The organism is Duncaniella sp. C9, from assembly GCF_004803935.1.
Taxonomy (GTDB): Bacteria; Bacteroidota; Bacteroidia; order Bacteroidales; family Muribaculaceae; genus Duncaniella; species Duncaniella muris.
Map to the genome: position 1 here is coordinate 1,473,912 of NZ_CP039547.1, position 26,500 is coordinate 1,500,411.

The 26,500-nt window shown below is 51.3% G+C and carries 19 protein-coding genes; 9 read left to right on the forward strand and 10 right to left on the reverse strand.

Annotation, left to right across the window (positions count from 1 at the left end; translation table 11 throughout):
* Positions 1-14: 14 nt before the first annotated feature.
* From E7745_RS06025 to E7745_RS06055, 7 genes are all read left to right on the forward strand, one after another.
* Positions 15-1,244, forward strand: a complete 1,230-nt coding sequence (locus E7745_RS06025; RefSeq protein ID WP_123399360.1) for an ABC transporter permease — start codon at positions 15-17, stop codon at positions 1,242-1,244.
* A gap of 55 nt (positions 1,245-1,299) precedes the next feature.
* The gene (locus E7745_RS06030; RefSeq protein ID WP_123399362.1) at positions 1,300-2,391 is read left to right on the forward strand and encodes a mannose-1-phosphate guanylyltransferase; all 1,092 of its coding nucleotides are present in this window, start codon (positions 1,300-1,302) and stop codon (positions 2,389-2,391) included.
* A 68-nt stretch (positions 2,392-2,459) separates the two neighbouring features.
* Positions 2,460-4,721 carry a bifunctional (p)ppGpp synthetase/guanosine-3',5'-bis(diphosphate) 3'-pyrophosphohydrolase gene (locus E7745_RS06035; RefSeq protein ID WP_107032304.1) on the forward strand — a complete coding sequence of 754 codons (2,262 nt, stop codon included), beginning with the start codon at positions 2,460-2,462 and terminating at the stop codon, positions 4,719-4,721.
* Between the two features lie 151 nt (positions 4,722-4,872).
* Positions 4,873-5,943, forward strand: coding sequence for a glutamine-hydrolyzing carbamoyl-phosphate synthase small subunit (carA, locus tag E7745_RS06040; protein ID WP_123399363.1), 1,071 nt, complete (start codon positions 4,873-4,875; stop codon positions 5,941-5,943).
* A gap of 24 nt (positions 5,944-5,967) precedes the next feature.
* Positions 5,968-9,192: a carbamoyl-phosphate synthase (glutamine-hydrolyzing) large subunit gene (gene carB / locus E7745_RS06045; RefSeq protein WP_107032306.1), complete on the forward strand. Its 3,225-nt coding sequence runs from the start codon at positions 5,968-5,970 to the stop codon at positions 9,190-9,192.
* Positions 9,193-9,369: 177 nt separating this feature from the next.
* Positions 9,370-10,665 carry a phosphopyruvate hydratase gene (gene eno / locus E7745_RS06050; protein ID WP_123399365.1) on the forward strand — a complete coding sequence of 432 codons (1,296 nt, stop codon included), beginning with the start codon at positions 9,370-9,372 and terminating at the stop codon, positions 10,663-10,665.
* A 214-nt stretch (positions 10,666-10,879) separates the two neighbouring features.
* Complete coding sequence (locus E7745_RS06055) at positions 10,880-12,103, forward strand: IS4 family transposase (protein WP_124076696.1); 1,224 nt, start codon at positions 10,880-10,882, stop codon at positions 12,101-12,103.
* Between the two features lie 308 nt (positions 12,104-12,411).
* Here E7745_RS06055 and bcp read toward each other — a convergent pair whose 3' ends face one another.
* Positions 12,412-12,882: a thioredoxin-dependent thiol peroxidase gene (gene bcp, locus E7745_RS06060; protein ID WP_136409171.1), complete on the reverse strand. Its 471-nt coding sequence runs from the start codon at positions 12,880-12,882 to the stop codon at positions 12,412-12,414.
* Positions 12,883-13,203: 321 nt separating this feature from the next.
* Here bcp and E7745_RS06065 point away from each other — a divergent pair, with 321 nt between their 5' ends.
* Positions 13,204-14,121, forward strand: a complete 918-nt coding sequence (locus E7745_RS06065) for a glycosyltransferase family A protein (RefSeq protein ID WP_136408477.1) — start codon at positions 13,204-13,206, stop codon at positions 14,119-14,121.
* 21 nt (positions 14,122-14,142) lie between these two features.
* Here the strand turns inward: E7745_RS06065 and E7745_RS06070 are convergent, their stop codons facing one another.
* The 8 genes from E7745_RS06070 to E7745_RS06105 form a co-directional block, all read right to left on the reverse strand.
* Positions 14,143-15,363 carry an aminotransferase class V-fold PLP-dependent enzyme gene (locus E7745_RS06070; RefSeq protein ID WP_123399371.1) on the reverse strand — a complete coding sequence of 407 codons (1,221 nt, stop codon included), beginning with the start codon at positions 15,361-15,363 and terminating at the stop codon, positions 14,143-14,145.
* Positions 15,364-15,440: 77 nt separating this feature from the next.
* Positions 15,441-16,790 carry a Fe-S cluster assembly protein SufD gene (gene sufD, locus E7745_RS06075; protein ID WP_123399373.1) on the reverse strand — a complete coding sequence of 450 codons (1,350 nt, stop codon included), beginning with the start codon at positions 16,788-16,790 and terminating at the stop codon, positions 15,441-15,443.
* Positions 16,787-17,551, reverse strand: coding sequence for a Fe-S cluster assembly ATPase SufC (gene sufC / locus E7745_RS06080; protein ID WP_123399375.1), 765 nt, complete (start codon positions 17,549-17,551; stop codon positions 16,787-16,789). Before sufC ends, sufD begins: the two co-directional genes overlap by 4 nt.
* Positions 17,552-18,048: 497 nt before the next feature.
* Positions 18,049-19,014 carry a transposase gene (locus tag E7745_RS06085; protein WP_240740261.1) on the reverse strand — a complete coding sequence of 322 codons (966 nt, stop codon included), beginning with the start codon at positions 19,012-19,014 and terminating at the stop codon, positions 18,049-18,051.
* Positions 18,989-19,360 carry a transposase family protein gene (locus E7745_RS06090; protein ID WP_107037111.1) on the reverse strand — a complete coding sequence of 124 codons (372 nt, stop codon included), beginning with the start codon at positions 19,358-19,360 and terminating at the stop codon, positions 18,989-18,991. Before E7745_RS06090 ends, E7745_RS06085 begins: the two co-directional genes overlap by 26 nt.
* Before the next feature lie 308 nt (positions 19,361-19,668).
* The gene (locus E7745_RS06095; RefSeq protein WP_136408478.1) at positions 19,669-20,940 is read right to left on the reverse strand and encodes an outer membrane beta-barrel protein; all 1,272 of its coding nucleotides are present in this window, start codon (positions 20,938-20,940) and stop codon (positions 19,669-19,671) included.
* Complete coding sequence (locus tag E7745_RS06100; protein ID WP_240740381.1) at positions 20,937-21,494, reverse strand: RNA polymerase sigma factor; 558 nt, start codon at positions 21,492-21,494, stop codon at positions 20,937-20,939. The genes E7745_RS06095 and E7745_RS06100 overlap by 4 nt, the downstream gene beginning before the upstream one ends.
* 97 nt (positions 21,495-21,591) lie before the next feature.
* Positions 21,592-22,332 (reverse strand): NigD-like protein, encoded by a 741-nt coding sequence (locus E7745_RS06105; RefSeq protein ID WP_136408479.1) that lies wholly within the window; start codon positions 22,330-22,332, stop codon positions 21,592-21,594.
* A 302-nt stretch (positions 22,333-22,634) separates the two neighbouring features.
* Here E7745_RS06105 and gluQRS point away from each other — a divergent pair, with 302 nt between their 5' ends.
* Positions 22,635-23,768 (forward strand): tRNA glutamyl-Q(34) synthetase GluQRS, encoded by a 1,134-nt coding sequence (gene gluQRS / locus E7745_RS06110; RefSeq protein ID WP_136408480.1) that lies wholly within the window; start codon positions 22,635-22,637, stop codon positions 23,766-23,768.
* A 624-nt stretch (positions 23,769-24,392) separates the two neighbouring features.
* Here the strand turns inward: gluQRS and recG are convergent.
* Positions 24,393-26,486, reverse strand: a complete 2,094-nt coding sequence (gene recG, locus E7745_RS06115) for an ATP-dependent DNA helicase RecG (RefSeq protein ID WP_136408481.1) — start codon at positions 26,484-26,486, stop codon at positions 24,393-24,395.
* Positions 26,487-26,500 lie beyond the last annotated feature (14 nt).

A 26,500-nucleotide genomic window follows, 5' to 3' on the forward strand; every position in this document is an offset into this window, starting at 1 on the left:
CTTACCCAACCCGGATGCCCGCTCTCAGGATTGCCATACGCTATCTTCTGGCCCGCAAAAGCCACACTGCCGTCAACGTCATCTCCTATATCTCGATGGCGGGGATTGCTGTGGCTGCAATGGCGATGATATGCGTGCTCTCCGTATTCAACGGGTTTTCCGATCTTGCATCCGAAAGGCTTTCACTCGTGGATCCTGACATAAGGATCTCGCGGGCTGACGGACGCATGATCTCTGATGCCGATTCGCTTGCCGGAGCTGTCAGACAGACTGCCGGAGTTACCGCAGTGATGCCTGTGCTCCGAGCCCAGGCTCTGGCTGTCTATGGTGATGTGCAGACACCGGTCAATATAGTCGGAGTGCCCGGAGACTATTGCGCAGTGTCAGAGATCGGTTCGCTTGTGATAGACGGCGAGATGGATATGTCAGATGACAGGCTTTTGCCTTGTGCGCTTCTCAGCGTAGGCACAGCCATGCAGCTCGGAGCACGGCCATCGACCGAACATCTGATGTGTCTGACCGTTCCACGGCGCATAGGGCGCATCAATCCGGCCTTTCCGATGGCGGCGTTCTGCACAGACACTCTTCTGGTCAGTGGAGTGTATCAGACAAATCAGGCCGAGCTTGACAATGACATGCTTTTCGTGCCTCTTGCGTCAGCCCGCAGGCTTTTGGACTATTCGGCAGAGGCTTCCTCGCTTGATGTTGGGATTGATCCATCGGCCGATGCCGCGGATGTGGCTGGCAGAGTCGCAGCCGCCCTGGGCCCTGACTACGTTGTGGCTGACCGTCTGCGTCAGCAGTCACATTCGTTCCGTATGATCTCGATTGAAAAGTGGATCACCTTCCTCATGCTTGTGTTTGTGCTTCTGATGGCGTCATTCAATATACTGTCATCACTCTCCATGCTCATCATAGAGAAAGAGGAGAGTCTGCGGATTCTCAGTTCGCTCGGTGCTCCGCTGTCGATGCTGCGCCGGATTTTTCTCTGTCAGGGTGTACTCGTGGCAGTGGCCGGCGGCGCGATAGGCATTCTGACAGGCATGATTCTCTGCCTGCTGCAGCAGCACTTCGGGCTGATAACGCTTGGCGGAGACCATTCACAGATGTCAATAGTAACATATCCCTGCAATCTACGTCTCGGAGATGTGCTTGTCACCTCGGCTGTCGTGCTGGTCATGGGACTTCTTTCTGGTTTTATATCGTCACGCGGAGTCAGGTCCGGCACTCTTCAAATGGCTTAGCGAAAAAAATATATATTATACATTTAAATAAAATAGAATCCCATTCTTCATCACTATGGCAACTCAGAACTCACATCGGTATTGTGTAATAATGTGTGGCGGCGTCGGAAGCCGATTCTGGCCTTATTCCCGTGAGAACTGCCCCAAACAGTTTATAGATTTTCTCGGCACCGGACGTTCGCTCCTTCAGATGTCATATGACCGCATTCTGCCTATCGTCCCGAAAGAAAACATTCTCGTTGTAACAAATGAAAAATATGCGCCGCTGATCCGCGAGCAGCTTCCGGATCTGCTGCCTGAAAATATATTGCTGGAACCTGCGCGCCGCAACACTGCTCCGTGCATCGCCTGGGCTGCTTTCCATATCGCGGCCATTGACCCGGCAGCCTCTATGATCGTGACTCCGAGTGACCATCTGATCACCCGTGAAAATATCTTCGAAGACTGCGTCAGACGCGGATTCGAGTTTGTAGAGAAAAATGACGCTCTTCTGACTCTCGGCATCACACCGGTCCGCCCTGAGACCGGCTACGGTTACATCCAGGTAGGTCAGGAGGCTGAACCAGGCATTCTGAAAGTGAAGACTTTCACAGAGAAACCCAATCTCGAACTGGCTAAAGTCTTCCTTGAGACAGGTGAATTTTTCTGGAATTCCGGCATCTTCCTTTGGCGCGCGTCAACCATAATAGACGCCCTGCGCAAGCATGATTCTGATCTGACAGTCCGTTTCGACCGCGGAGCCTCAGACTTCGGCACCCCCCGTGAGGAAGCCTTCATACGAGAGAATTTCGCATCATTCCCTGCCAACTCGATTGACTATGCGGTTATGGAGAAGGCTGACAATGTATATGTGGAATGTGTCAACTTCGGATGGAACGATCTCGGCACATGGAGCGCCCTTCATGACAACTCGCCCAAGAACGAGCAGAACAACGTGGCTCAGAACTGCAAAGTGCTCGCCTATGACAGCACCGGCAATATTTTCGCAGTCCGTGATTCTGAAAAACTTGTAGTGGCCCACGGTCTTAAAGACTATATCGTGGCCGATGCCGGAGATGTGCTCCTGATCTGCCCGAAGTCAGAAGAACAGCGCATCAAACAGATGGTCAACGATGTGAAAATTGCCTATCTCGACAAATATCTCTGATAGCGGTCTTCATCCAGCCGATCATTTTATCCACAACAAACACTTGCTTAAACTCTCCAGTCTGAACCATGCAGGAATATAATCTCACTCCCGAAGAAGAAGAGCGCTACGTCGAAGCGCAGTTCCGAGATCTTCTTGACGGTTATCTCGCAAGTAACCATCGCAAGAAAGTCGACATAATAGAGCGGGCCTTCCGTTTTGCCAAAGAGGCCCACAAAGGAGTGCGTCGTCGATCAGGCGAGCCTTATATTCTCCACCCGATAGCCGTGGCCAAGATAGCCTCTCAGGAAATCGGTCTGGGCTCCACCTCGATCTGCGCGGCATTGCTGCATGATGTGGTGGAAGACACTGAGTATCGGGTCGAGGATATCGAGCAGCATTTTGGACGTAAGATTGCCCGCATCGTAGAGGGGCTCACCAAGATCTCAGGCGGAATTTTCGGCGACAAAGCTTCGGCCCAGGCCGAAAATTTCCGCAAGCTTCTGCTCACAATGAGCGAGGACATCCGAGTGGTGCTCATAAAGATGGCTGACCGTCTGCACAACATGCGCACCCTCGGCTCAATGGCACCCAACAAGCAATATAAGATTGCCGGGGAGACCTTATATATATATGCGCCGCTTGCCCACCGTCTGGGCCTCTTCGCCATAAAGACCGAACTGGAGGATCTGAGTTTCAAATATGAGCATCCGGCGGAATACGATCGCATCTCCGGACTGATACGCCAGAGCGAGGCCGGACGAGAGATGGTCTATAACGATTTTGCCAGCCCGATTCTGAAACGTCTTGATGCTATGGGGCTCAGTTATGAGGCCAAGGCCCGTCTGAAATCAGTCTACTCGATCTGGCGCAAGATGGACACCAAGCATATTCCCTTCGAGGAAGTCTATGACCTTTACGCCATGCGTATTATATTCGATACGCCTGAGGGAGTGTCGGAGAAAGAGATGTGCTATCGCATCTATGTGGCACTGACAGACCTCTATCGGCCGCACCCGGAGCGCACCCGTGACTGGATCGCCAATCCCAAAGCCAACGGCTATCAGGCTCTTCACGTCACCCTAATGGGGCCTGACGGCAACTGGATCGAAGTGCAGATACGCAGCCGGCGCATGGACGAAATTGCCGAGAAGGGCTTTGCCGCTCACTGGAAATACAAGATCGGCGAGCATGAAGAGGAGAGCGAACTTAATGTCTGGCTCAAAACAATCAAAGACATTCTCGATGATCCGACACCGAGTGCAATAGACTTTCTTGACACTCTTAAACTCAATCTTTTCGCTACCGAGATAGTGGTCTTTACGCCCAAGGGCGAACTGCTGACTCTTCCGGCCGGAGCAACGGTGCTTGACGTCGCCTTCTCGCTTCACTCCGAGCTTGGAATGCACTGCATAGCAGGAAAAGTCAATCACAAACTTGTGCCTCTTTCCCAGAAACTCAACTCCGGCGACCAAGTCGAGGTGCTTACCTCGCAGTCACAGAAGCCCAAAGAGGAGTGGATGAACTTTCTGATGTCGGCGAAGGCCAAGACTCGTCTGCGCAAGGAGCTGAGGAAAGTCCAGCAGCCATATATAGAAAAAGGCAAGGAGATATTTGACGACTTCCTTGTCCAGAATGACATCATTCTGAACAACAGTGTCATGACCAAGATTCTTGGAACCTATCATGTGCAGTCGCGCGAGGAACTATTCCTAAAACTCGGAAACGGAGAGATTTCGATTGACGACTATCTGAACGTCAACACCTCGCGTGGTGCCAGATCGCTTGTGAGCCGTCTGTTCAGGCTCGGTTTCGGCGGTGACAAGAAAGCCGACCGCGCGCGCAAGCTGCTTGCGGCTGCAGATGTCCCAGAAAAAGAATCGGGAAAAGCCAAAATCAACACAAAGGAGACCTATGTGCTTAAATTCAATGAAAAAGAACGTAACTTCTCCTTTGCCGACTGCTGTCGCCCGATACCCGGTGATGAGGTGATGGGCTTTATCAACGATGACGGCGAAGTCGAGGTCCACGCACTGACCTGCCCGCGCGCCCAGGTGCTGAAAGCAAGTTTCGGGCCGCGTATCGTAGCCACCCGCTGGGACAAAGTGGCCGGACACTTCCTCGCAAACATAAGGATAGAAGGCATTGACCGCCACGGAATTCTGCAGGAACTGACCGGCATGATCTCTACCGCGCTCAATATCGACATCAGGCGTCTCAACATCGAAGCGGAAAAAGAAGTGTTCAACTGCGATCTCGGAGTTCTCGTCAGTGACACGCTGGCTGTCGAGGAACTCTGCAAGAGAGTGTTGAAAATACAGGGAGTCCGCAAAGCCGACCGCGTCCGGTGAGAAATCACCATCCTGACAGTGAAAAGAGTTTGTAAAAAGAGCTGAAATTTGCAATAAATCTTCAGCTCCCACTGATAATGTGCTAAAAAAATCGTAACTTTGCAGACGGGTTACAGTGCACCCCGAAGTAACTACATAATTCATCCACCCCATGCGACAGTTTAAGCGCGCCGTCCTGATTCTTGAAGACGGCACAACCTTTGAGGGGAAATCCTTCGGCTATGAGGCTTCGACCTCCGGTGAAGTTGTGTTTAACACCGCTATGACCGGTTATCCGGAGAGTCTGACCGACCCCTCCTACGAAGGACAGATCCTCGTGACCACTTATCCGATTCTCGGTAACTACGGCGTTCCCCCGCGTCGGGAGAGAGACGACGTCAGTGAATATTACGAAAGTGATCATATCCATTGCCGCGCCATTGTGGCCCAGGATTATTCCTATGATCATTCCCACTGGCAGGCCGACCGTTCGTTGGCTCAATGGCTTAAGGAGGAAAAAATTCCCGGTATATACGGCATCGACACCCGTCAGCTGACCAAGCATCTCCGTGAACACGGCTCAATGCTCGGCAAGATTGTGATTGACGGATGTGACGATGTCGATTTTTATGACCCTAACCGTGAAAATCTTGTAGGCAAGGTCAGCTGCCGTGAGGTGGAATATCACGGCGCTGGTGAAAAGACCGTGGTTCTGGTTGACTGCGGTGTCAAGCACAACATCATCCGCTGTCTGACACGCCGAGGAGTGAAAGTGGTCAGAGTGCCCTGGAATTACGATTTTACAACCATTCCTTATGACGGCCTTTTCATCTCCAACGGTCCCGGCAATCCGGATATGGCAGAGGAAACCGTAGGCCTCATCCGCAAGGCTATGGAAATCGGCAAGCCGATCTGCGGCATCTGCATGGGTAACCAGTTGCTCTCAAAAGCCGCAGGCGCTAAAATATATAAACTGAAATACGGCCACCGCAGTCACAACCAGCCGGTGCGCCGCGTCAGCTCGAACCAATGTTTCATCACATCTCAGAACCACGGTTTCGCTGTCGACAACGAAACTCTGCCCGCCGACTGGGAACCGCTCTTCATCAACATGAACGACGGCACCAATGAAGGCATCCGCCACAAGACCAAGCCATTCTTCTCGGCTCAGTTCCACCCGGAAGCAAGTTCAGGACCGAAAGACACAGAGTTTCTGTTTGACGAATTCATCAACCTGCTCTAAGCATCCCCTCATTTATTTTTCATCATGCGTAACGAAAACATCAAGAAAGTATTGCTGCTTGGTAGCGGCGCGTTGAAAATCGGCGAGGCCGGCGAATTCGACTATTCGGGTTCACAGGCTCTCAAGGCCATGAAGGAAGAGGGGATCACCACTGTCCTCATCAATCCGAATATCGCCACCGTCCAGACTTCCGACGGCTTTGCCGACAAGATCTACTTCCTTCCGGTCACCCCTTATTTTGTAGAGAAGGTGATCCGTAAGGAAAAACCTGACGGCATTCTGCTCGCATTCGGCGGTCAGACCGCTCTCAACTGCGGTGTGGAGCTTTACCGCTCAGGCATTCTGGAAAAATATGGTGTGGAAGTGCTCGGCACACCCGTGCAGGCCATCATGGATACGGAAGACCGCGAGCTATTCGTCAAGAAACTTGACGAGATTGAGGTCAAGACCATCAAGAGCGAGGCCGTCAACTCGATCCACGATGCCCGTGTGGCTGCCGAGGCCCTCGGCTATCCTGTGATTGTCCGTGCAGCCTATGCCCTCGGCGGCCTCGGCAGCGGTTTCTGTGACAATGAGGAAGAACTCGTGGCTCTCGTTGAGAAAGCCCTCGCATTCTCTCCGCAGGTCCTTGTGGAAAAGTCGCTCAAAGGCTGGAAGGAAGTGGAATATGAAGTGGTGCGCGACCGTTTTGACAACTGCATCACTGTCTGCAACATGGAAAACTTCGACCCGCTGGGCATCCACACCGGAGAGTCGATCGTTGTGGCACCCTCGCAGACACTTTCAAACGAAGACTATCACTGGCTGCGAAAGCTTGCCATCAAGATCATACGCCATATAGGCATCGTCGGCGAATGTAACGTTCAGTATGCGTTTGACCCGACCTCAATGGACTACCGTGTCATTGAAGTCAACGCGCGTCTGAGCCGTTCGTCGGCTCTCGCATCGAAAGCCACCGGTTATCCGCTGGCATTTGTCGCCGCAAAACTCGGTCTCGGTTACGGACTCTTTGACCTTAAGAACTCTGTCACCAAGGAGACCTCCGCATTTTTCGAACCGGCTCTTGACTATATTGTCTGCAAGATCCCCCGCTGGGACCTCGGCAAGTTCCACGGTGTCCGCCGCGAGATCGGCTCTTCGATGAAGTCAGTAGGCGAGGTTATGGCCATCGGCCGCACCTTCGAGGAAGTCATTCAGAAAGGCCTTCGAATGATCGGGCAGGGTATGCACGGCTTTGTCGGCAACAACCAGCGTGATCTTCCGGAACTCGAACATGCCCTCAAGGAACCGACTGACAAGCGCATCTTCGCCATAGCCCAGGCTCTGTTTAAAGGCTACACCGTGGACCGCATTCACGAACTGACCAAAATCGACAAGTGGTTCCTTTATAAACTTCAGAACATCATCAACACTGCAAGCGAGCTGCGTGAGTTCAATGACCTCGAAGCAATACCCGAAGCACTGCTGCGTCAGGCCAAGGAACAGGGCTTCAGTGACTTCCAGATCGCACGTGAGATCTATCAGGAAAACCTCACAGAGCCTGAGAAAGCGCTCCTTCAGGTGCGTGACCGCCGCAAGCAGCTCGGAATTCTCCCGGTTGTCAAGCAGATCGACACCCTTGCCGCTGAATATCCCGCTCAGACCAACTATCTCTATCTGACCTACAACGGCCGTGAAAACGACGTCCAGTATCTCCACGACCACCGCTCGATAGTAGTGCTCGGTTCCGGAGCCTACCGCATCGGTTCGTCAGTGGAATTTGACTGGTGCTCTGTCAACGCCCTTCTGACTGTCAAGAAAGAAGGCTGGCGCTCGGTGATGATCAACTACAATCCTGAGACAGTCTCCACTGACTATGACATCTGCGACCGTCTCTATTTCGACGAACTGACTTTCGAGCGTGTGATGGACATTCTGGATCTTGAACAGCCCCACGGCACAATTCTTTCCGTAGGCGGCCAGATCCCCAACAACCTCGCAACTCGTCTTGACGCACAGAACATCAACATACTCGGCACCACAGCCCGCAGCATCGACAATGCCGAAGACCGCAACAAGTTCTCGGCCATGCTTGACCGCCTCGGAATCGACCAGCCGCGCTGGCGCGAGCTTACAAGCATGGATGACATCAACGAATTCATTGATGAAGTAGGCTTCCCGGTGCTCGTCCGTCCGAGCTACGTGCTTTCAGGTGCGGCGATGAACGTCTGTCACAATCAGGAACAGCTCACACGCTTCCTGCGCCTGGCAGCCAACGTCTCAAAGCAGCATCCCGTTGTGGTCTCGCAGTTCATCTCATCAGCCAAAGAGATCGAGATGGACGCCGTGGCCCAGAACGGCGAGATCGTGGCCTATGCGATCTCCGAACACATCGAATATGCCGGCGTGCATTCCGGCGACGCAACAATCCAGTTCCCGCCGCAGAAACTCTATGTAGAGACCATGCGCCGCATCCGCAAGATCTCGCGCCAGATAGCCAAGGCTCTTGAGATCTCAGGCCCGTTCAACATTCAGTTCCTTGCAAAGAACAATGATATTAAGGTAATCGAATGTAACCTCCGTGCTTCGCGAAGCTTCCCGTTCGTTTCAAAGGTTCTGAAGATCAACTTCATTGACCTTGCCACCCGCGTGATGCTCGGCCTGCCCGTGGAGAAACCCTCTAAAAACGCATTTGATCTTGACTATGTGGGCATCAAGGCCTCACAGTTCAGCTTCTCGCGTCTGCAGGGAGCCGACCCTGTGCTTGGCGTCGACATGGCCTCTACCGGCGAGGTAGGCTGTATCGGCACCGACTCTGCTGAAGCCCTGATCAAGGCTATGGTCTCAGTGGGCAACCGTATTCCAGCCAAGGCCGTCCTCATGTCTACCGGCACAGCCAAGCAGAAGGCCGATCTTCTCGACGCAGCCCATGAGCTTGCCAACCGCGGCTATACAATTTATGCCACCGGAGGCACCCATGCCTATCTTAATGACAACGGCATACCCGCTATCCGTGTCTACTGGCCGTCACAGCCCGACATGCAGCCCCAGGCCATCGAACTGCTCCATGACCACAAGGTTGACATGGTGGTGAATATTCCGAAGAATTTCTCGACCACAGAGCTTACCAACGGCTACAAGATCCGCCGTGCGGCCATTGACCTTAACATTCCGCTGATGACCAACGCCCGTCTTGCCTCGGCTTATATCGATGCGTTCACCACCCATCCGCTCGACGAAATCGAGATCAAGAGCTGGGACGAATACTGATCAGATGCGCGTTTTAATGAATAAATAGTAAGATAATAAAGTAAAATTTAATCATTGACTTATTGCAAAGCGCATTGATATTTTGTAAATTTGCTGCGCATTTTTACAGGAGACTATCATCAGTTCGCATCCAAAGGCATAAGGTAAAAAAACTCAACTATAATTATTATATAGACTATGAAAATTGAAAAAATTATCGGTCGTGAAGTCCTTGACTCACGTGGCAATCCTACCGTTGAAGTAGACGTAATCCTCGAATCAGGCGCACGTGGCCGCGCTTCTGTTCCCTCCGGTGCATCTACCGGCGTAAACGAAGCTCTTGAGCTCCGTGACGGTGACAAGAACCGCTACCTCGGCAAAGGCGTTCAGAAGGCTGTGGCCAACGTGAACGGTCCTATCGCTGACGCACTCCGCGGCATGAGCGCTCTTGACCAGATCAAGATCGACGAGGCTATGATCGCTCTCGACGGCACTGACACCAAGTCAAATCTCGGCGCAAACGCTATCCTCGGCGTGTCTCTCGCAGTTGCTAAGGCTGCTGCCGATTATCTCGACCTTCCCCTCTACAAATATATCGGTGGCTGCAACAGCTACGTGCTCCCCGTTCCCATGATGAACATCATCAACGGTGGCGCTCACTCTGACGCTCCCATCTGCTTCCAGGAATTCATGATCCGCCCCATCGGCGCATGCTGCTTCAAGGAAGGTATCCGCATGGGCACTGAAGTGTTCCACAGCCTCAAGAAAGTTCTCCATGACCGCGGTCTCTCTACCGCAGTAGGTGACGAAGGTGGTTTCGCTCCCGCCCTCGACGGAACTGAAGACGCTCTCAACGTTATCATCAAGGCTATCGAAACTGCCGGCTATGTTCCCGGCAAGGACGTGACCATCGGTCTCGACGTTGCTTCTTCTGAATTCTACAAGGACGGCGTTTACGACTACACCTGGAAGCAGGGTGCCGACGCTCCCAAATATACTTCAGCACAGCAGGCTGAATACCTCAAGGGCCTCGTTGAGAAATATCCTATCGACTCAATCGAAGACGGTATGGCAGAAGGCGACTGGGAAGGCTGGAAGATCCTCACCGATCTTATCGGCGACCGTTGCCAGCTCGTAGGCGACGACCTCTTCGTTACCAACGTCAAGTATCTCGAAAAGGGTATCGAACTCGGCTGCGCTAACTCTATCCTCGTGAAGGTTAACCAGATCGGTTCACTCACCGAAACCCTCCGCGCCGTAGAACTCGCACAGCGCAACGGCTACACCGCAGTTATCTCTCACCGTTCAGGTGAAACTGAAGATGCCACTATCGCTGACATCGCAGTTGCTACCAACGCCGGACAGATCAAGACCGGTTCTGCAAGCCGTTCTGACCGTATGGCCAAGTACAACCAGCTCCTCCGTATTCAGGAAGAACTCGGCGACGCTGCTCAGTATGGCTACGGCAAGCGCACCAAAATGCCCCAGGCTTAATGGTGTAGCTTGACAGCATACAAATAAAATCAATGCCGGTCTGATTCAGTTCAGGCCGGCATTTTTTTGATTTTATGCTGTCAAAATTTGTTTATTCTGAAATATTACTGTCCGCTAAACTTTTTTTGAGCGATTGAAAAATTAGGGCTGGCACCTATTGCAGGAGTCAGCCCTAAATGGTTATTTTGATGTCGCCAAACTATCTTAAATAACCATGAGTAAAAGTAGTAATTTCTTCGGACAGCCGACATATGGTCAGCTGATAAAATCACTTGATCGTGAAAAAATAGTTGAAATCAGCCGAAAACACGGCGGAGAGAAGTATGTCAAGAGCTTTGACGGCTATACGCATTTGCTTACGATGCTATATGCTGTCATACAGCGCTTCGATTCATTGCGTGAGATAGAGACTTCTATGACAGCCGAGGTACGCAAACTCCATCATGTAGGCATTGACACTGTGCCCAGGCGGAGCACCTTGTCGGATGCAAATGCCAGACGTTCAGAGAAGTTCTTTGAAGATGTATACCGCGACTTGTATGCAGCCAATAAAGACATTCTTTCCTCGGACAGCCGACGCAATGGCACGGAAGAGTGGATAAGACGGCTTAGAATCATCGATTCCACTACAATCACGTTGTTCTCCAATGCTATTTTCAAGGGTGTTGGCCGTCATCCGAAGACGGGAAAGAAGAAAGGCGGCATCAAGGTACACTCGGTCATACATGCCAATGAGGGCGTTCACTGCGACGTGCAGTTCACTTCGGCAGCGACCAATGACTCCTTCATGCTTGCACCGAGCCATTACAGCCACAACGAGATAGTAGCACTTGACCGTGCATATATCAACTATGCCAAATTCGAGGAACTGACGGATCGAGGGGTGGTATATGTAACCAAAATGAAGAAAAACCTCAGTTATGAAATACTTGTGGACTGTATGCACCAGAATCCACAGGGACTGATGGAGTACCGTGAACAGGTCGTAGTGTTCCGTAAAGACGGCATCAACCACATTGCAAGAATAATCACATACGTTGACATTAAGAAAGGCAAGAAGCCAAAACTTATATCGCTTCTCACCAATGACTTCGACATGCCTCTGGAGACAATCGTGGCCATCTACCGTCGCCGATGGCAGATTGAGTCGCTTTTCAAGCAGATAAAGCAGAACTTCCCTTTGCGATACTTCTATGGCGAAAGTGCCAATGCCATAAAAATACAGATTTGGGTAACGCTCATAGCTAATCTGTTGCTCTCGGTCTTACAAAGCACCTTGCAAAGGCGTTGGAGCTTTTCTGGACTGGCTACAATCGTCAGAATTGTACTGATGTATTATCTGAATCTCGAAAAGTTCCTAAATCAGCCCGACGCTGACTTGAAAATCATGCTCGCAGAGGCCTCGGAATCCCCTCCTGAAGATCCCGAAAACTGCTGAGGGGGCTTGTCAAATACAAAAAGTAAGCCCAACTTCTGCTGTTCAAGAAGTTGGACTCACCCTTTTATGGTTTAGCGGACAGTAATAATTCTGAAATATCTACATCGGTCTTCTTCAGGGCATCGCATATTTGAACCACAGTATAGAATTCTTCTTCGTCCATTTGTAAGAAATCCTGAATAATTTCAGACTCGGTGTAATCCGTCTGCTCTCGCTTTCTACAGAGCAAACGGATTCAAAATCAAGAGCAGGGATGATACCGATGAGGCCGGAAGGCCCTATCCGATACTTCATCTGTCGTTATAGCCTCACTGTCCGGCATCTGCCAGGAGCTCCAACAGCTGTTCGCCGGCTTTTTTGGTGTCGACCTTGGTGATGATGTGGGTGATGCGGTGGTCTGTGTCGGTCACGAAAGTTGTTCGGACGGTGCCCATATACTCGCGTCCGGCCATTTTCTTTTTCTGCCATACGCCGAATGACTGGTTTACCTCAGTGGTCGGATCAGAAAGCAGTATGAATGGCAGTGAATACTTGTCGGCAAACTTGGCGTGGCTTGCTACGGAATCCTTGCTGATGCCGATGGTGGTGTAGCCTTTGGTCTCCAGTTCGCTGTTGAAATCTCTGAGCGAACATGCCTCAGCCGTGCAGCCGGGGGTATTGTCTTTCGGGTAAAAATAAATGATCAGAGCTTTACCTTCGAAATCCGAGCTTCTGACTTCATTGCCGGCCTGGTCAAGACCGAGTACTTCGGGAATCTTATCGCCTGTTTCCATATGGATGTTGTTTTCTTGTATGTGTGGATTATCATTAGAGGTTGTTTTTAAACAGCCTCTTGGTGTCAGAGCTGACAAATTTAGTGCAAATTCGTGAAATAGCATCGGATAATATTGTTGAAATTGTGTAAATTTGTGAAATGAATCCTTTTGCCTTATGAGGATCAGCCCGGATTCCGGTTCTGTCCCTATCTTTCGGATAATCCGTATATAAGATGGAATGGCTGTTTCCGCCGGCAGTGGCGAGAGGGAAAGCGCCCGGTTATTGCAAAAATTGCCAGTTTCTTGATTCCTGAAAACTTTTATATCCAAAGAGGACTGTGTGTCATGTCACATATAACAATAGTCATTCCGATCTATAACCGCGCCCATACCATAGTGCGGACCTTGCGCTCGATTGATGCCCAGAATGTGAAGCCAGAAAGAGTCATTGTGGTTGACAATGGCTCGACTGACGATTCTCTTGAGATTGTCTGTGAATGGAGTCGCCGGGAGCATGGCTTTGAGTGTGTGATATGCGAGGAGTCCCGGCTTGGAGCCTGCGCGGCGCGTAACCGCGGGCTGGAGGACGTAGAGACGGAATTCGTGATGTTTTTCGACTCTGATGATGAAATGTCACCATCACATGTGGCTGATTTTAGCAAAGCGATCTCCCGGCATCCAGACATTGATATCTTCGGGCGTACAGCTTCGCTTGTCAATATCGCCGGACAGAGGCATGAGGCTTATTTTACATCCCGCAGCCCTGTTTTCAATCATCTTTTCAGAGGCTGTATGTCGACACAGCGCGTTGTGGTCCGCACATCGCTTGTCCGACGTGTGGGCGGGTGGAATGAAGATCTTTTCGTGTGGAATGATTTTGAACTCGGCGCACGCCTGCTGCTTGCCTCAGATCGTATCTTTCATTTGCCGGGAAAACCCTCGGTAATAGTCCATCAGCAAGCCGATTCGATCACCGGAGTTTCTTTCAGCTCAAAAGCCGGGCAATGGGAAAAAACGCTTGACTGCATGGAACGGTATTTCATTACTTCCGGCCGGTCTGATCTGATTAAATGGCTCGACTGCAGGCGTATGATCCTTGCGGCGCAATATTTCTGTGAAGGCAGGCCTGACCTGGCTGAGATGCTAAAGGCGCAGGTGCTTGACGGAAACCCGTCAGCATGGCGGCTGAGATTGATCTATTGGCACAACCGCCTTTTCCATAGGCTGACATGGTTGTTTGCCAGAGTGCTTTTTGCCTTATAGTTTTTTCTTTCGGTTCGCTCTTTACCGCAGCATTTCGCTGACACGGCTGAGGGCCGCAAGGAAGCGGTCACACTCCTCTATTGTATTGTAGACGGCAAACGATGCACGTACGGTGCCTTCGATGCCGAGAGCCGTCATCAGCGGCTGGGCGCAGTGATGGCCGGTGCGCACTGCTATGCCGAGCTTGTCAAGCAGCATCCCCATGTCGTAGTGGTGCTCGTTGCCTACGAGAAAAGAAATGATAGCACACTTGCCGGGGGCGGTGCCGAAGATCCGTATGCCGGGGATCTCTTCCGTCATGCGGCGGGTGGTATATTCGAGCAGTTCGTGCTCATGCGCGGCAATAGCTTCGATACCTATGCTTTCCATGTAGTCGATAGCCTTGTGAAGCGCGGCAATGCCGATGAAGTCAGGAGTCCCGGCTTCAAACTTGTAGGGCAGTTCTGCAAAAGTGGTCTTCTCGAAGCTTACGCTCTCGATCATCTCGCCGCCGCCCTGATAGGGTGGCATTTTCTCAAGCAGCTCGCGTCTGCCGAAAAGCACTCCGACTCCGGCCGGGCCATACATCTTGTGGGCCGAGAATGCGTAGAAGTCGGCATCAAGATCCTGAACGTCAATTTTCATGTGGGGTGCCGCCTGAGCGCCGTCAATCAGCACCGGAACTCCGTGGCTGTGGGCCTCGGCCACAATCTCTTTTATCGGGTTGACAGTGCCGAGCACGTTTGACGCATGGCAGACACTGACGAAACGGGTGCGCTCGTTGAAGAGCGACCTATAGATATCCATGTCAAGCGATCCGTCAGCCTTGGCGGGGATGACACGGATTTTCAGATCTGTTCTTCTCTGTAGCAACTGCCAGGGCACAATGTTGGAGTGGTGTTCCATCACGGAGAGTATTATCTCATCGCCGTCTTTGAAAAAGGCGCCTCCGTAAGAAGCCGCCACGAGATTGATGGCCTCAGTGGTTCCGCGGGTGAAGATAATCTCTTCGGCAGAAGGTGCGTTGATAAACTCCATGACTTTGCGGCGGGCTGCCTCCTGAAGCTCGGTGGCTTCCATCGAGAGAGTGTGCACTCCGCGGTGAACGTTGGCCTTGGTCTGCGTATAGCCTGACAGAACAGACTTCACCACTTCGTCAGGAGTCTGTGAAGTGGCGGTATTGTCTAAATAGACAAGCGGACGGCCGTAGATCTTGCGGTCGAGAATCGGATAGTCGGCACGTATCTTTTCAATGTCAAGCATAGAGGTTGCAGTTATGGTTGGAGTGTGGGGTGTATTTCGTAAGAGGAAATTGAGTCGGAGCTGTCAGCGGCTGCTGATCAGCATTCTTTCGACCGGCAGCCGGCGCAGTCGCCGAGTGTTCCGGAAAAACGGCGGTCTACAAGATGGAGCAGACGTTCGCGCAGTCCGCTGATATGGACTGTGTCGATGACATCGACCATGAATGCCTGCATGAGCATGGTCCGGGCTTCGCTTTCGGGAATGCCGCGTGAGCGCATGTAGAAAAGCGCATCAGTGTCGAGCTGGCCTGTAGTAGCGCCGTGAGAGCACTTCACATCATCATTGTAGATCTCAAGCTGCGGTTTGCAGTGCATTTTGGCTGTGGTCGATGCCAGAATGTTGCGGTTGCTCTGATAAGCTTCGGTGAATCGGGCTCCTGGGGCAACGAAAATGCTGCCTTCGAATGCGCCTTTTGATTCTTCGTCGAGGACATATTTGAACAGCTGGTTGCTGTGGCAGCGCGGGGCCATGTGGCGGATGTCGGAATCGTTGTCGACGTGCATCTTTCCTGAGCCGATCACCATGCCGGCCAGCATAGTCTCGCAGTGTTCGCCGAGCAGCGAGACCGAAAAGTCGTTTCTGGTGGTGCCGCAGGTGAGGGTAGTGGAGTTGAACGAGAAATGCGATCCGCTTTCCTGACGTACGAAGAGGCGGGAGTAGCGTGATGTCTTTTCTGACGATTCCTCGATGGAACAAACTTCAAGACGCGAACCTTCGCCGAGAATCACTTCCGAAACCTGGGCTGCAAGATATGATTTGTCGCGGTTTTGGGTGTGGTCGCAGACAAGCAGCTGCAGTTCGGCACCTTCTTCCAATACTATGAGTATGCGGCGGAATGCGGCGAGGGGAACCGGCGAAGAGAACACGTTGACCAGCTGCAGAGGCCGTTCGACGCGCACCCCTTTGGGCACGTAGATCATCACTCCGTCCTGGGCGAGGAGGGTGTTGAGTGCAACAGACGGATTCTCTGCCGGAGCCACAGTGTTGTAATATTTCTCTATCAGTGATGGTTTTTCCTCAGCGATGCGTTTGAGAGATCCGAAGATTACTCCCTCCGGCAGCTTTGATTCGAGCTTCGATGTTGGATGAAACGAATCGTTTATGACGAAAGCAAGCAGAGTAGAGAGCGAGGGGACATCGCAGCGAAAACTGGCCGCCACATCGACCGGAATGTTGACACGCGAGATGTTCACGCCATAGTCGGGGGCAAACATCTCTTCTATTGAAGTCTTTTCAAACCCCTCGGTATTCTTGTCGGGGAGGCGTGATGATCTGACTATGTCGAGAGCCTCGCTGCGCGGAGCGTTAAGCGCCGGCGCCGAGTTGCCGCAGATCAGATCTCTGTTTTCTTCAAACAGACTGATGTATTGGGTGAGGGAATTGCTCATATGTCGTTCTCCTCTTTAATCCAGTCGTAGCCCTTTTCTTCAAGTTCGAGAGCCAGTTCAGGACCGCCGGTCTTGACGATGCGCCCTTTATAAAGAATGTGTACGAAATCAGGCTTGATATAGTCGAGCAGACGCTGGTAGTGGGTGATTACGATGGTCGCGTTCTTGTCGGTCTTGAGCTTGTTAACGCCTCCGGCCACGATGCGCAGGGCGTCGATGTCAAGGCCTGAGTCTGTTTCGTCAAGGATTGCCAGACGTGGTTCGAGCACGGCCATCTGGAAGATCTCGTTGCGCTTTTTCTCGCCGCCTGAGAAGCCTTCGTTGACAGAGCGTGAAGCCAGTTTGTTGTCAAGCTCAACTATGGCGCGTTTCTGGCGCATCATCTTCAGGAAGTCACTGGCCGAGAGGGGAGCGTCATTGAGATATTTGCGTTTGGCATTGACTGCCGCGCGCATGAAGTTGACCATTGAGACTCCGGGGATTTCTACCGGATACTGGAAAGACAGAAACAAGCCTTCATGGCTGCGGTCTTCGGGCGAAAGCTCCAGCAGATTGACTCCATGCAGATAAGCCTCGCCTTCGGTGACAGTATAGGCAGGGTTACCTGCCAGCACACCTGACATGGTGCTTTTGCCGGAGCCGTTAGGCCCCATTATGGCATGTACTTCACCTTCGTTTACCGTAAGGTTAAGACCACGTAATATCTCTTTGTCCTCCACCTTGGCGTGGAGATTGCGGACTTCAAGTAGTTTTTTGCTCATCTCAGTAAAAATTGTCAGATGGTTTTCTTGACGGAAATCCGGACTGTCTTTTCAGACAGCAAAAGCCGTCACAATCAGACTGCGAAATTACCAAATTTCTCTCATCTACCCAAACATTTTGAGCGTGACTTTGGTTTGATGCTCTCACTTGTTGCATTGCAGGCTGTTCTAATCGTGACAGATGGTGACGAGATTTTATTGCGAGTATGTGAAAATCCGAATTAAATTTATAAAATAAAGGTTAAATTCGATGATGTAACAAAATTGTGTTGTGATTGTAACAGGATTGTAATATGGCTATCTTAACTTTGTATCGTGAAACAAACAGAGCTTCATTCTCTCACTAAAGCTTGAAGCCTCAAAGATATAAAATCAATACCGAAGCACGAAAATTTACGGTTGCAAAATAGTTTTTTAGTAGACAAAACCAAGAATTTATGGCTCAAGCCGAAAGCACGGTGCATATGTTAAATTGGGCAATTAGAAGTGTTAAATTTTTAGGCGTAGAGTTTGACTAATCGGAAGATGAAGAAGTCGCGGTCCCGGACACCACGCATTTGTGAGCGAAATATTTTGACTTTAGAGTTGAATGCCTCGGCAGAGGCATTGGTCGCACGACGACGGAAATAGTTCAGGATTGTTGGGGCGTGGTTCTTGAATGTTTTGATTACCGAGCGGAAGTTGTTGTTACCCAATGCCATTACCTTTTCATACCACTTGTTCATCCTCCCCATGGCTTTTGTCGGTGAGATTTTAGCGTTGAAAATCTTGCGCAGCTCCATCGCAAGGCTGTATGCAGCCTTCAATATTGGATAGTATTTGAACAGTATGTTGACACGATGGCGCTGTATGTCAGTCCATTTGTTCTGCGACATCATCAGAGTGTGTTTGCTGCGAGCCAGTATCTGGCGCATGGTCTCTCCGTTGGAGTACGTTACCGGCGGTTCGGACTTGTTGCGGTTGTTTTCCTCTGCGATGAGCTGTCGGCGAATGTCAATGCGGATTTCGTCAACGGCCTCATTATAGACCTGTTGGACATGAAAACGGTCGTTGACTACATGGGCGTTATAGAACACTTCTGCGGCTATGAGCATCATTGATGGCGAGAGATCGCAGGTCACTTCCTTGACCCTGCGTCTGATTGATTTCTCCATAGCTCCGATGAGTATGGATATAATTTCGTCACTCTTTGTTCCGGGAATGGCTGCCGCAAGTGTTCCCTTGCCTCCGTGGCCGTCCTTGTTGGTCAGGAACGTCCATACCTCCCCGTTGCTCAGACACGTCTCATCAAGACTCATGTAAGGGCCGATATTATCGGCGTTGAAATAGAACCCACAGCCAAGCTCCTGTTCGCACCAGTCGGCGTAACCGCTTATCTTATTGCGGTACAAGTCGGCAAAATGTTTGCCGTTGACGCAGTACATCTGCGCTATCTGTTTAATCGACAGGGCTGTCGTCTCCACCTTCGTCTTTTAAAAAAGCCACGAACTCGGCGCTGAGTCGTGTTCCTTCCTCGTTGGGAAGTTCGAGATTGTAGCTGAAGATTTCGTTGGTCTGCCTGTCCCACCACTTGTTCTTGCGCATGTGAAGAAATACAGGCCGTCCACGCATCGGATAGTCCTGTATTGTTACATAATCCGTATAGCCTCGCGCTACGATATTTGGATTACGATAGTCTTCATCAGACAGTTTCTTCTTTTCGTCAAGCCATATGTCATAGGACTGTTCCGTGCGCTCGAAGCGCACCATTTCAAATAGTTCGTCCATGCCCTCGGGCAGGCACATCCATATTGCATCTGCGGTTTTCATGCCACAAATTTAACACTTTTCTCAAAATTCATGCACCGTGCTTTCGGCTTGACCCGAATTTATCACATTTTTTACAGAGAGGCTGTCGAGAACGACAGCCTCTTCTGCTTATAAAGGATCAATAAAGGATCAGCTGTAAAGCCAGGTTGAAACGTTAAAAACGATCCGAGTGTGAAATATTTTGGAATAGCGTATTCCGGTTTACCGCCCTGGATGAGCTGTCTCCGCATTATCACACTCTTTCGGGGGAGCTGCCATCCGGCACCCGTCTTCCCGGCTTCTTGAGGATTTGCTTTCGGGAGAGGCTGCTATTTTCCAAGGGTGAGTCTTAGACCGAGATTCAGATTGAAATTCAAAGGACGGTCTTTGTAGATCGAAGAGATGTCGGAGCCGTTGTCGGGATAATAGCTTATGCCGGGCTCTATGAAGATGCCGAGATCAGGAGTTATTGACAGCTGTGCTCCGGCTGCCGCGTTGAGTGACCATTGCAGCCTTTTTTCGTGGATATCGGTGTTTTCTTCAGCTCCAGCCTGGTCGTTGATAAATTTATGGCCGGAGAGTTTGCCGACAACGCATTTTTCGGCAAGTATGCCAGCCGAGGCGTAGAATTCAAGCCGATTCACTGATGCGAGGCGGCACTTCAGATTCAACGGAATGCCAATGTAGTGAAGAGTCTGTTCGCCGGAGAAACTGATGTTTGCCTCTGTAGCGTCCACATCAGAGCGGAGCCTTGAGTATGTCAGGCCGCTTTCCAGACTCAGGCGTGTAGAAATAGGGTAGGCTACGGTCAGCCCGACACGGATCGGCTGGTGGTGCTGCATTTTGGAATTGCGTGTATTCGAACTGCCGGATTCGGGTGCTTGTGATTGCACTACGGGCCCGTCATCAGGATTCTTGGTAGGGTCTGACATAAGACCGCTAAGTGATTTATTGCCGCTGTTGTTTGACGGTCCTGACATTCCGTTACCGATCGAGCCTGAGGTGAATATGCCTACGGAGACCCTTTCCCGAACATTATGGCTGTCTGAGGCAGAGACTGTTGATTCCGCATATTCCGTATTTATCCGGTTGCATGCATTGTCTGCTGACGGCGATGTCTCTGAATTCTCAGCGTTTTCATTGTCTTTCCCGGCCGGATTCTGATTGGCCGGTTCGTCATCAGTCAGCTGTGCGGCGGATGAAGACTGTGATGCTTGACAGACGGCTGCTGTCAGGGCATTGGCCCGGCTGATTCGGTTGCCGATGCTTTGGGGCAAGGTCTGTGCAAGATTCTGCTCTGAATTGACGGGACTGATGAGGGTGTTGTCGGAAACATCTTTTGCGAGTCGGGCCGCGGTCATGTCTACCTTGCTTTCAGGCTTAAAGAAATGCAGGCCTGAGAGCATTATGGCGGTGAGCAGAGTGGCGGCCACAAGCCATGACAGCACAGCGCCGCGTCGGTGACCGTTGCGGTTTATCGGGGTGATCTGCTGACGGTCGGCACGGTGCGTTTCGATCCGTTCCCAGAGTCCTGACGGCTCGTCCAGTTCGAAATCCGTCATCTTGTTGCGTATGTCGTCTAACCAGTTGTCGTTGTTCATGAAGACCGTCTGTTGATGTATTCTCTGATTTTTGATGCGAGCAGTGCTTTGGCTCTGTGGAGTTGCGAGGCCGAAGTGCTTTCCCTGATGCCAAGCATCGAAGCGATTTCCCGATGGCTTTTCCCCTCAATGGCATAGAGGTTGAACACTATCCGGTAGCCGTCGGGCAGCTGGCGTATGAAGTCATGGATTATTGCCGCAGGGATGTCGGCGGTTTCCGGCTGATCATCACCGATGTCGGCATTCTCCTCTGAAATGGGGCTGAAATCAAGGCGCCCGGACCGGCTGATGAATTTCAGCGCCTCATTGACAAGAATCTTTGTCACCCACGCTTTCAGCGAGCCTTCACCTTTGTAGACAAATCTGTCAATCGACCCGAATATTTTAAGAAAACTTTCCTGCAACACATCTTTCGCGTCCTCATCATTCCGGATATAGCGGGAGCATACGGCTGTGAGATGTCTGATATATCTTGAATACATCAGTCTCAAAGCCGCAGGCTCGTTGTTGCCGATGAGCTGCAACAGGTCGTGTTCGTTGTCAGCTGTGTTCAAAACCGCTATATGAAAAAATGTGCGCTAATTGACTGCCGAATTAGCTCTGTGTAAAAATATAACGTGAGGAATGGGCAGATTCTTGCTTTCGGTTCTCTTATCTGAGAACAGAGGCGGAAACAAGGTCTGACAGATCGTCATCGAATATTTTCGGGCGTAGGGCGAGATCGAATTCGGCGGTCTTCATTCCTGAAAACGAATTCCAGCGGAGTTTGATCTTGACAGGCTTATCGCTTGTGGCCGACAGGCTGTTGAGGTTGAACGCGATAAGAGCATCGCCGAAATAGCCTTTGGTGTCGCCTTTGGCATCATGCCGGAGCTCGACTTCAAACGGATCGTCGGGATTTGAACCGGTGAGCAGGTTGAGATGGTGTGGAGTGTGTCCGGGGCCCCAGATTGTGCGGACACGCAGGGTCAGATAGCCGTCTTCAGCCACAGTCACCCAGTCCTTAACTATCTCGATAGGGTCATTCCCATAAGTCTCATCGTTCTTGTCGCCGAGGTCTATGGCGGGCAGCTTGGTACGGATGCTGTCGATGCGGTTGACTGTGACGCCGGTTCCGTCATAAAATGATTTGTCGGGGGTGTAGCAGACAAGTGCGCGGACTTCCTTATTGCCGAAAGGCGACTTATCCATGTTCGATGGAACGAGGGTGGTCTTGTCGTCAAGCACCATTGTAAATCCTCCGTTTGCAGTCGGGCAGACTGTCACGAGGGCTTTGGGGCTCGACGGGCAGATAACGTAGCTGTTGTTGTCATCATCATCAAGACACGACTGCATCATAGGCGCTGAGGCCAGAAGCAGGGCGAGGGGCAGCAGATGTTTTGCTTTCTTCATAATTTATATTGATTGGTTTGTTGGTATTGTCTATATCTATAAATCCGCTTTCTGCTGAATCTTGCATACGCGGAATGATATTTTTCGAAAAAATCACTGAATCTTGTGTATCTTTGTGCTCAAATAGAACTTGCAATGGATATTAAGAGGGTGTTTCATAACAAGAGTTAAAATCTGAGTGGTGTATCTTTTAGATAAATTGTTGCAGGGGAGGAAGAAGCATAGCGAGCTATGCGACTGACGAGCTTCAACAATTTAGCAAAAGATACACCAAGGATCAGGTAACTTAAAAATTTTCACAAATGGAATATACTATTTCCAAAAAGACAATACAATCGCCTCCGAAAGCTTTGAGCGTCTATAGCTCTTCATCTCAGTCACATAGCTCGCTATGCTCCTTCAATTCAGAGCCATATCCATCTCAAATCTTTCGCTCAGATTTTAACTATTGTTATGAAACGCCCTCTAAAGACTCAGATACCGGAATTTCAGCCGCTACGAAGACTCCTGCCGGACGTTTCGCGCCATCGCCTACCGGACGCATGCACCTCGGCAACGTGTTCACGGCTCTGCTTTCATGGCTTTCAGTCAGGAAAGCCGGAGGGCGGTGGATTCTTCGGATAGAAGATCTTGACCCACAGCGCTCCAGAGAAGAATATGCGCGGCAGATTGAAGACGACCTTCTCTGGCTGGGCCTTGAATGGGACGAGGGAGGTCTGGCTGGCAGGGGCGATGCGGCTCCTTACAGGCAGAGCCTCCGCGGAGAAATCTATGAGACTTATCTCAGACGGCTGGAGTCGACCGGCTATACCTATCCATGTGTCTGCACCCGTGCCGATATAATGGCCACCCAGGCTCCACACCAGTCTGACGGGCGTGTGATCTATGGAGGCAGATGCCGTCCGGCCACACTGCCATGTGTTTTGCCTGCTGAAAATGTCACGGCCCGTCATGCTGTCAGACTCTATGTGCCGGAAGATGAAATCTGTTTCTCCGATCGCGTCTATGGCCAGCAGAGAGTTTCTTTGGCTGCCGAATGCGGCGATTTTGTGTTGCGTCGGGCCGATGGGGCCTGGGCCTATCAGCTGGCGGTAGTGGTCGATGACGCGCTGATGGGTGTGACCGAGGTTGTGCGCGGGAATGACCTCTTGCTGTCCGCCGCCCAACAGATTTATCTCTACAGACTGCTCGGATTGCAGTCGCCCTCCTATGCCCACCTTCCGTTGCTCTGCAATCAGGACGGACAGCGCTTGTCGAAGCGCGACAGCTCGCTGAGCATGGATCGGCTGCGCGAGGCTTATAGTCCGGAGCGACTTGTGGGGCACCTTGCGTGGCTTGCCGGATTGCTCCCGCAGCCCCAGGCCTGCCGTCCGGACGATCTTATTGAAGCCTTTGACTGGAATTGCATAAAGCCGCTTTCAGGAATCACAGTCTGACGCCTCAGGCTGTATATGACAAAGGAGGAGTTAAGACAACTGCCTTAACTCCTCCCCTCACGTTTCAACTATTTATTTATGAGAGCCTCAGAACCTGGTTTCACAACCCGATAAAGAGGACGAGGGATGTAAATTTAGATTTTCCTGCTTGTTGTTGCTTCTTTATCTTTACTTACACTATTAAAACAACTGAAACCATGCTTTGAAGTGGTCAGGTGCGCTAAAAGACTTTAAAAAACGTCAAGGGGAGGGCTTAGAGGTTGTTTAAAAACAATAGTTAAAATCTGAGTGGTGTATCTTTTAGATAAATTGTTGCAAATGAGGAAGGAGCATAGCGAGCTATGTGACTGACGAATTTCAACAATTTAGCAAAAGAGACACCAAGGCTCAGGTAACTTAAAAATACTCAAACATGAAATTACTGAAAGAAAAAAGACAATACCCCCGCCTGCGAAAGTTTTGGGCGCCTATGACTCTTCATCTCAGTCACATAGCTCGCTATGCTCCTTCGATTCAGAGCCATATCCACCTCAAAACTTTCGCTCAGATTTTAACTATTGTTTTTAAACAACCTCTTATTTCAGGTGATCTGTTAGAGGGTGTTGTCAGTTTGTACGGCAGTGGTCAGGAAATTCTCGACCAGTCGCGGACGCGGGTTGTAAGATTGGCCAGTTCTACAATAAGGGGGCGGTTTTCCGGGTGGCCGAGTTCGGGGTCTGCGTCAAGAATCTCGCAGGCCGTGTCGCGGGCAAGCTGCACGATTTGCCCGTCCGTAGCAAGATTGGCTATGTGAAGATCAATCGGCATTCCGCTCTGCATGGTACCTTCGATATCGCCGGGACCTCGCATCTGCATGTCGGCTTCGGCTATCGCAAAGCCGTCGGTGGTAGATGTCATGAGTTCAAGACGCTTGCGGGTGTCAGAGGCGATCTTGCGTTTCGACATCAGTATGCAGTAGCTCTGGCCTTCACCACGGCCCACTCGGCCGCGGAGCTGGTGAAGTTGCGAAAGGCCGAAGCGCTCGGCGTTCTCGATGAGCATCGTGGTGGCGTTGGGGACATTGACACCGACTTCGATCACGGTTGTAGCCACAAGTATATGGGCCTCTCCGGATGCGAAAAGCCCCATCTGATACTCTTTTTCCTGCGGTTTCATCTGCCCGTGCACGAAGGCAACCTTATAATCGCGGAAGATGTCGCAGATCGACTCATAGCCCTCTTCAAGCGATTTCAGATCAAGTTTCTCGTTTTCTTTGATGAGCGGATAGACTATATAGATCTGCCGTCCGAGGCGCAGTTGTCGTCCGATGCCCTGATAGGTAGCAAAGCGGTTTTCTTCATAGCGTAGCAGAGTCTGTACAGGCTTTCGGCCTGGAGGCAGTTCGTCGATCACGGAGACATCGAGATCGCCGTAGACGGTCATGGCCAGGGTGCGGGGAATCGGGGTGGCCGTCATCACAAGCACATGGGGTGCGATGACATTTTTGGTCCACAGCCGTGCACGCTGAGCCACACCGAAGCGGTGTTGCTCGTCGATCACAATGAAACCGAGGTTTTTGAACCGCACATTGTCCTCGATCACGGCATGGGTGCCTATGAGTATGTGGAGAGACCCGTCGGTGAGCTGGGAGTGGATCTCCTCGCGCGCTTTCTTGCGGGTAGATCCGGTGAGCAGTTTCACGTTTATGCCCATAGGAGCTACCATTGAGCTGATGGTCTCGAAATGCTGTGTGGCCAGAATTTCGGTCGGTGCCATCAGGCAGGCCTGGGCATCGTTGTCAAGGGCTATGAGCATGCAGAGCAGAGCCACAAGGGTCTTGCCGGAGCCTACATCGCCCTGGAGCAGGCGGTTCATCTGGCGTCCGGTGGCCATGTCGGCGCGGATTTCTTTGATCACACGTTTCTGCGCGCCGGTAAGCGGGAAGGGCAGAAACTTGGAGTAGAAGGTGTTGAAAAAATGTCCGATGCGGGGAAACAGAAAGCCCTTGATGGCCCCGTTGCGGCGCCGGGCGTAGCGCTGAATGTCAAGCTGAAGATAGAAAAGCTCTTCGAATTTCAGACGGAAACGGGCTTGTTCGAGTTGCTGCGGTGTCTGGGGAGAATGGATGGCGGTGAGAGCTTCGTGTAGCCCCATGAGCCGGTGGCGGGTGATGATCTGCGGAGTGAGCGTCTCGGTGACAGTGCGTATCCCTGCCAGAATCTCTGTGGCGGCGTTGGCGAATGTGCGCGATGAGAAACCGCGGTTGCGCAGTTGCTCTGTCAGCGGATAGACACCTCGGAAGCCTCCTTGTGCCGAAGCGTTTTCAGGAGTGTCGACTTCAGGGTGAACCATGCTCCAGCGGCCATTGAAATTGGATGGCTTGCCGAAGAGAATATACTCGGTTGCGGTGTGATAGAGCTGTCTGAGCGATTTTATGCGCTGGAACCATACCACTTCCATCACTCCTGAACCGTCGGAAAAAAGGCCCACAAGGCGCATCTTGGCGCCTTCACCCTGCACATTGAAGCTGACAAAGCGGCCTCTGACCTGAATTGATGGCATGTCTTCACCGGCAAAGTCGATGATGCGGTAGACGGAACGACGGTCTATATAGTGGGTAGGGAAGTGGTACAGAAGATCGTGAAACGTCTTTATGCCGAGATTCTTGTCGAGAAGCTCGGCGCGTTTCGGTCCCATTCCGCGCAGAAATTTTATGTCGGTATGTCTCAGCCTGTCCATGAGTGTCAACAATA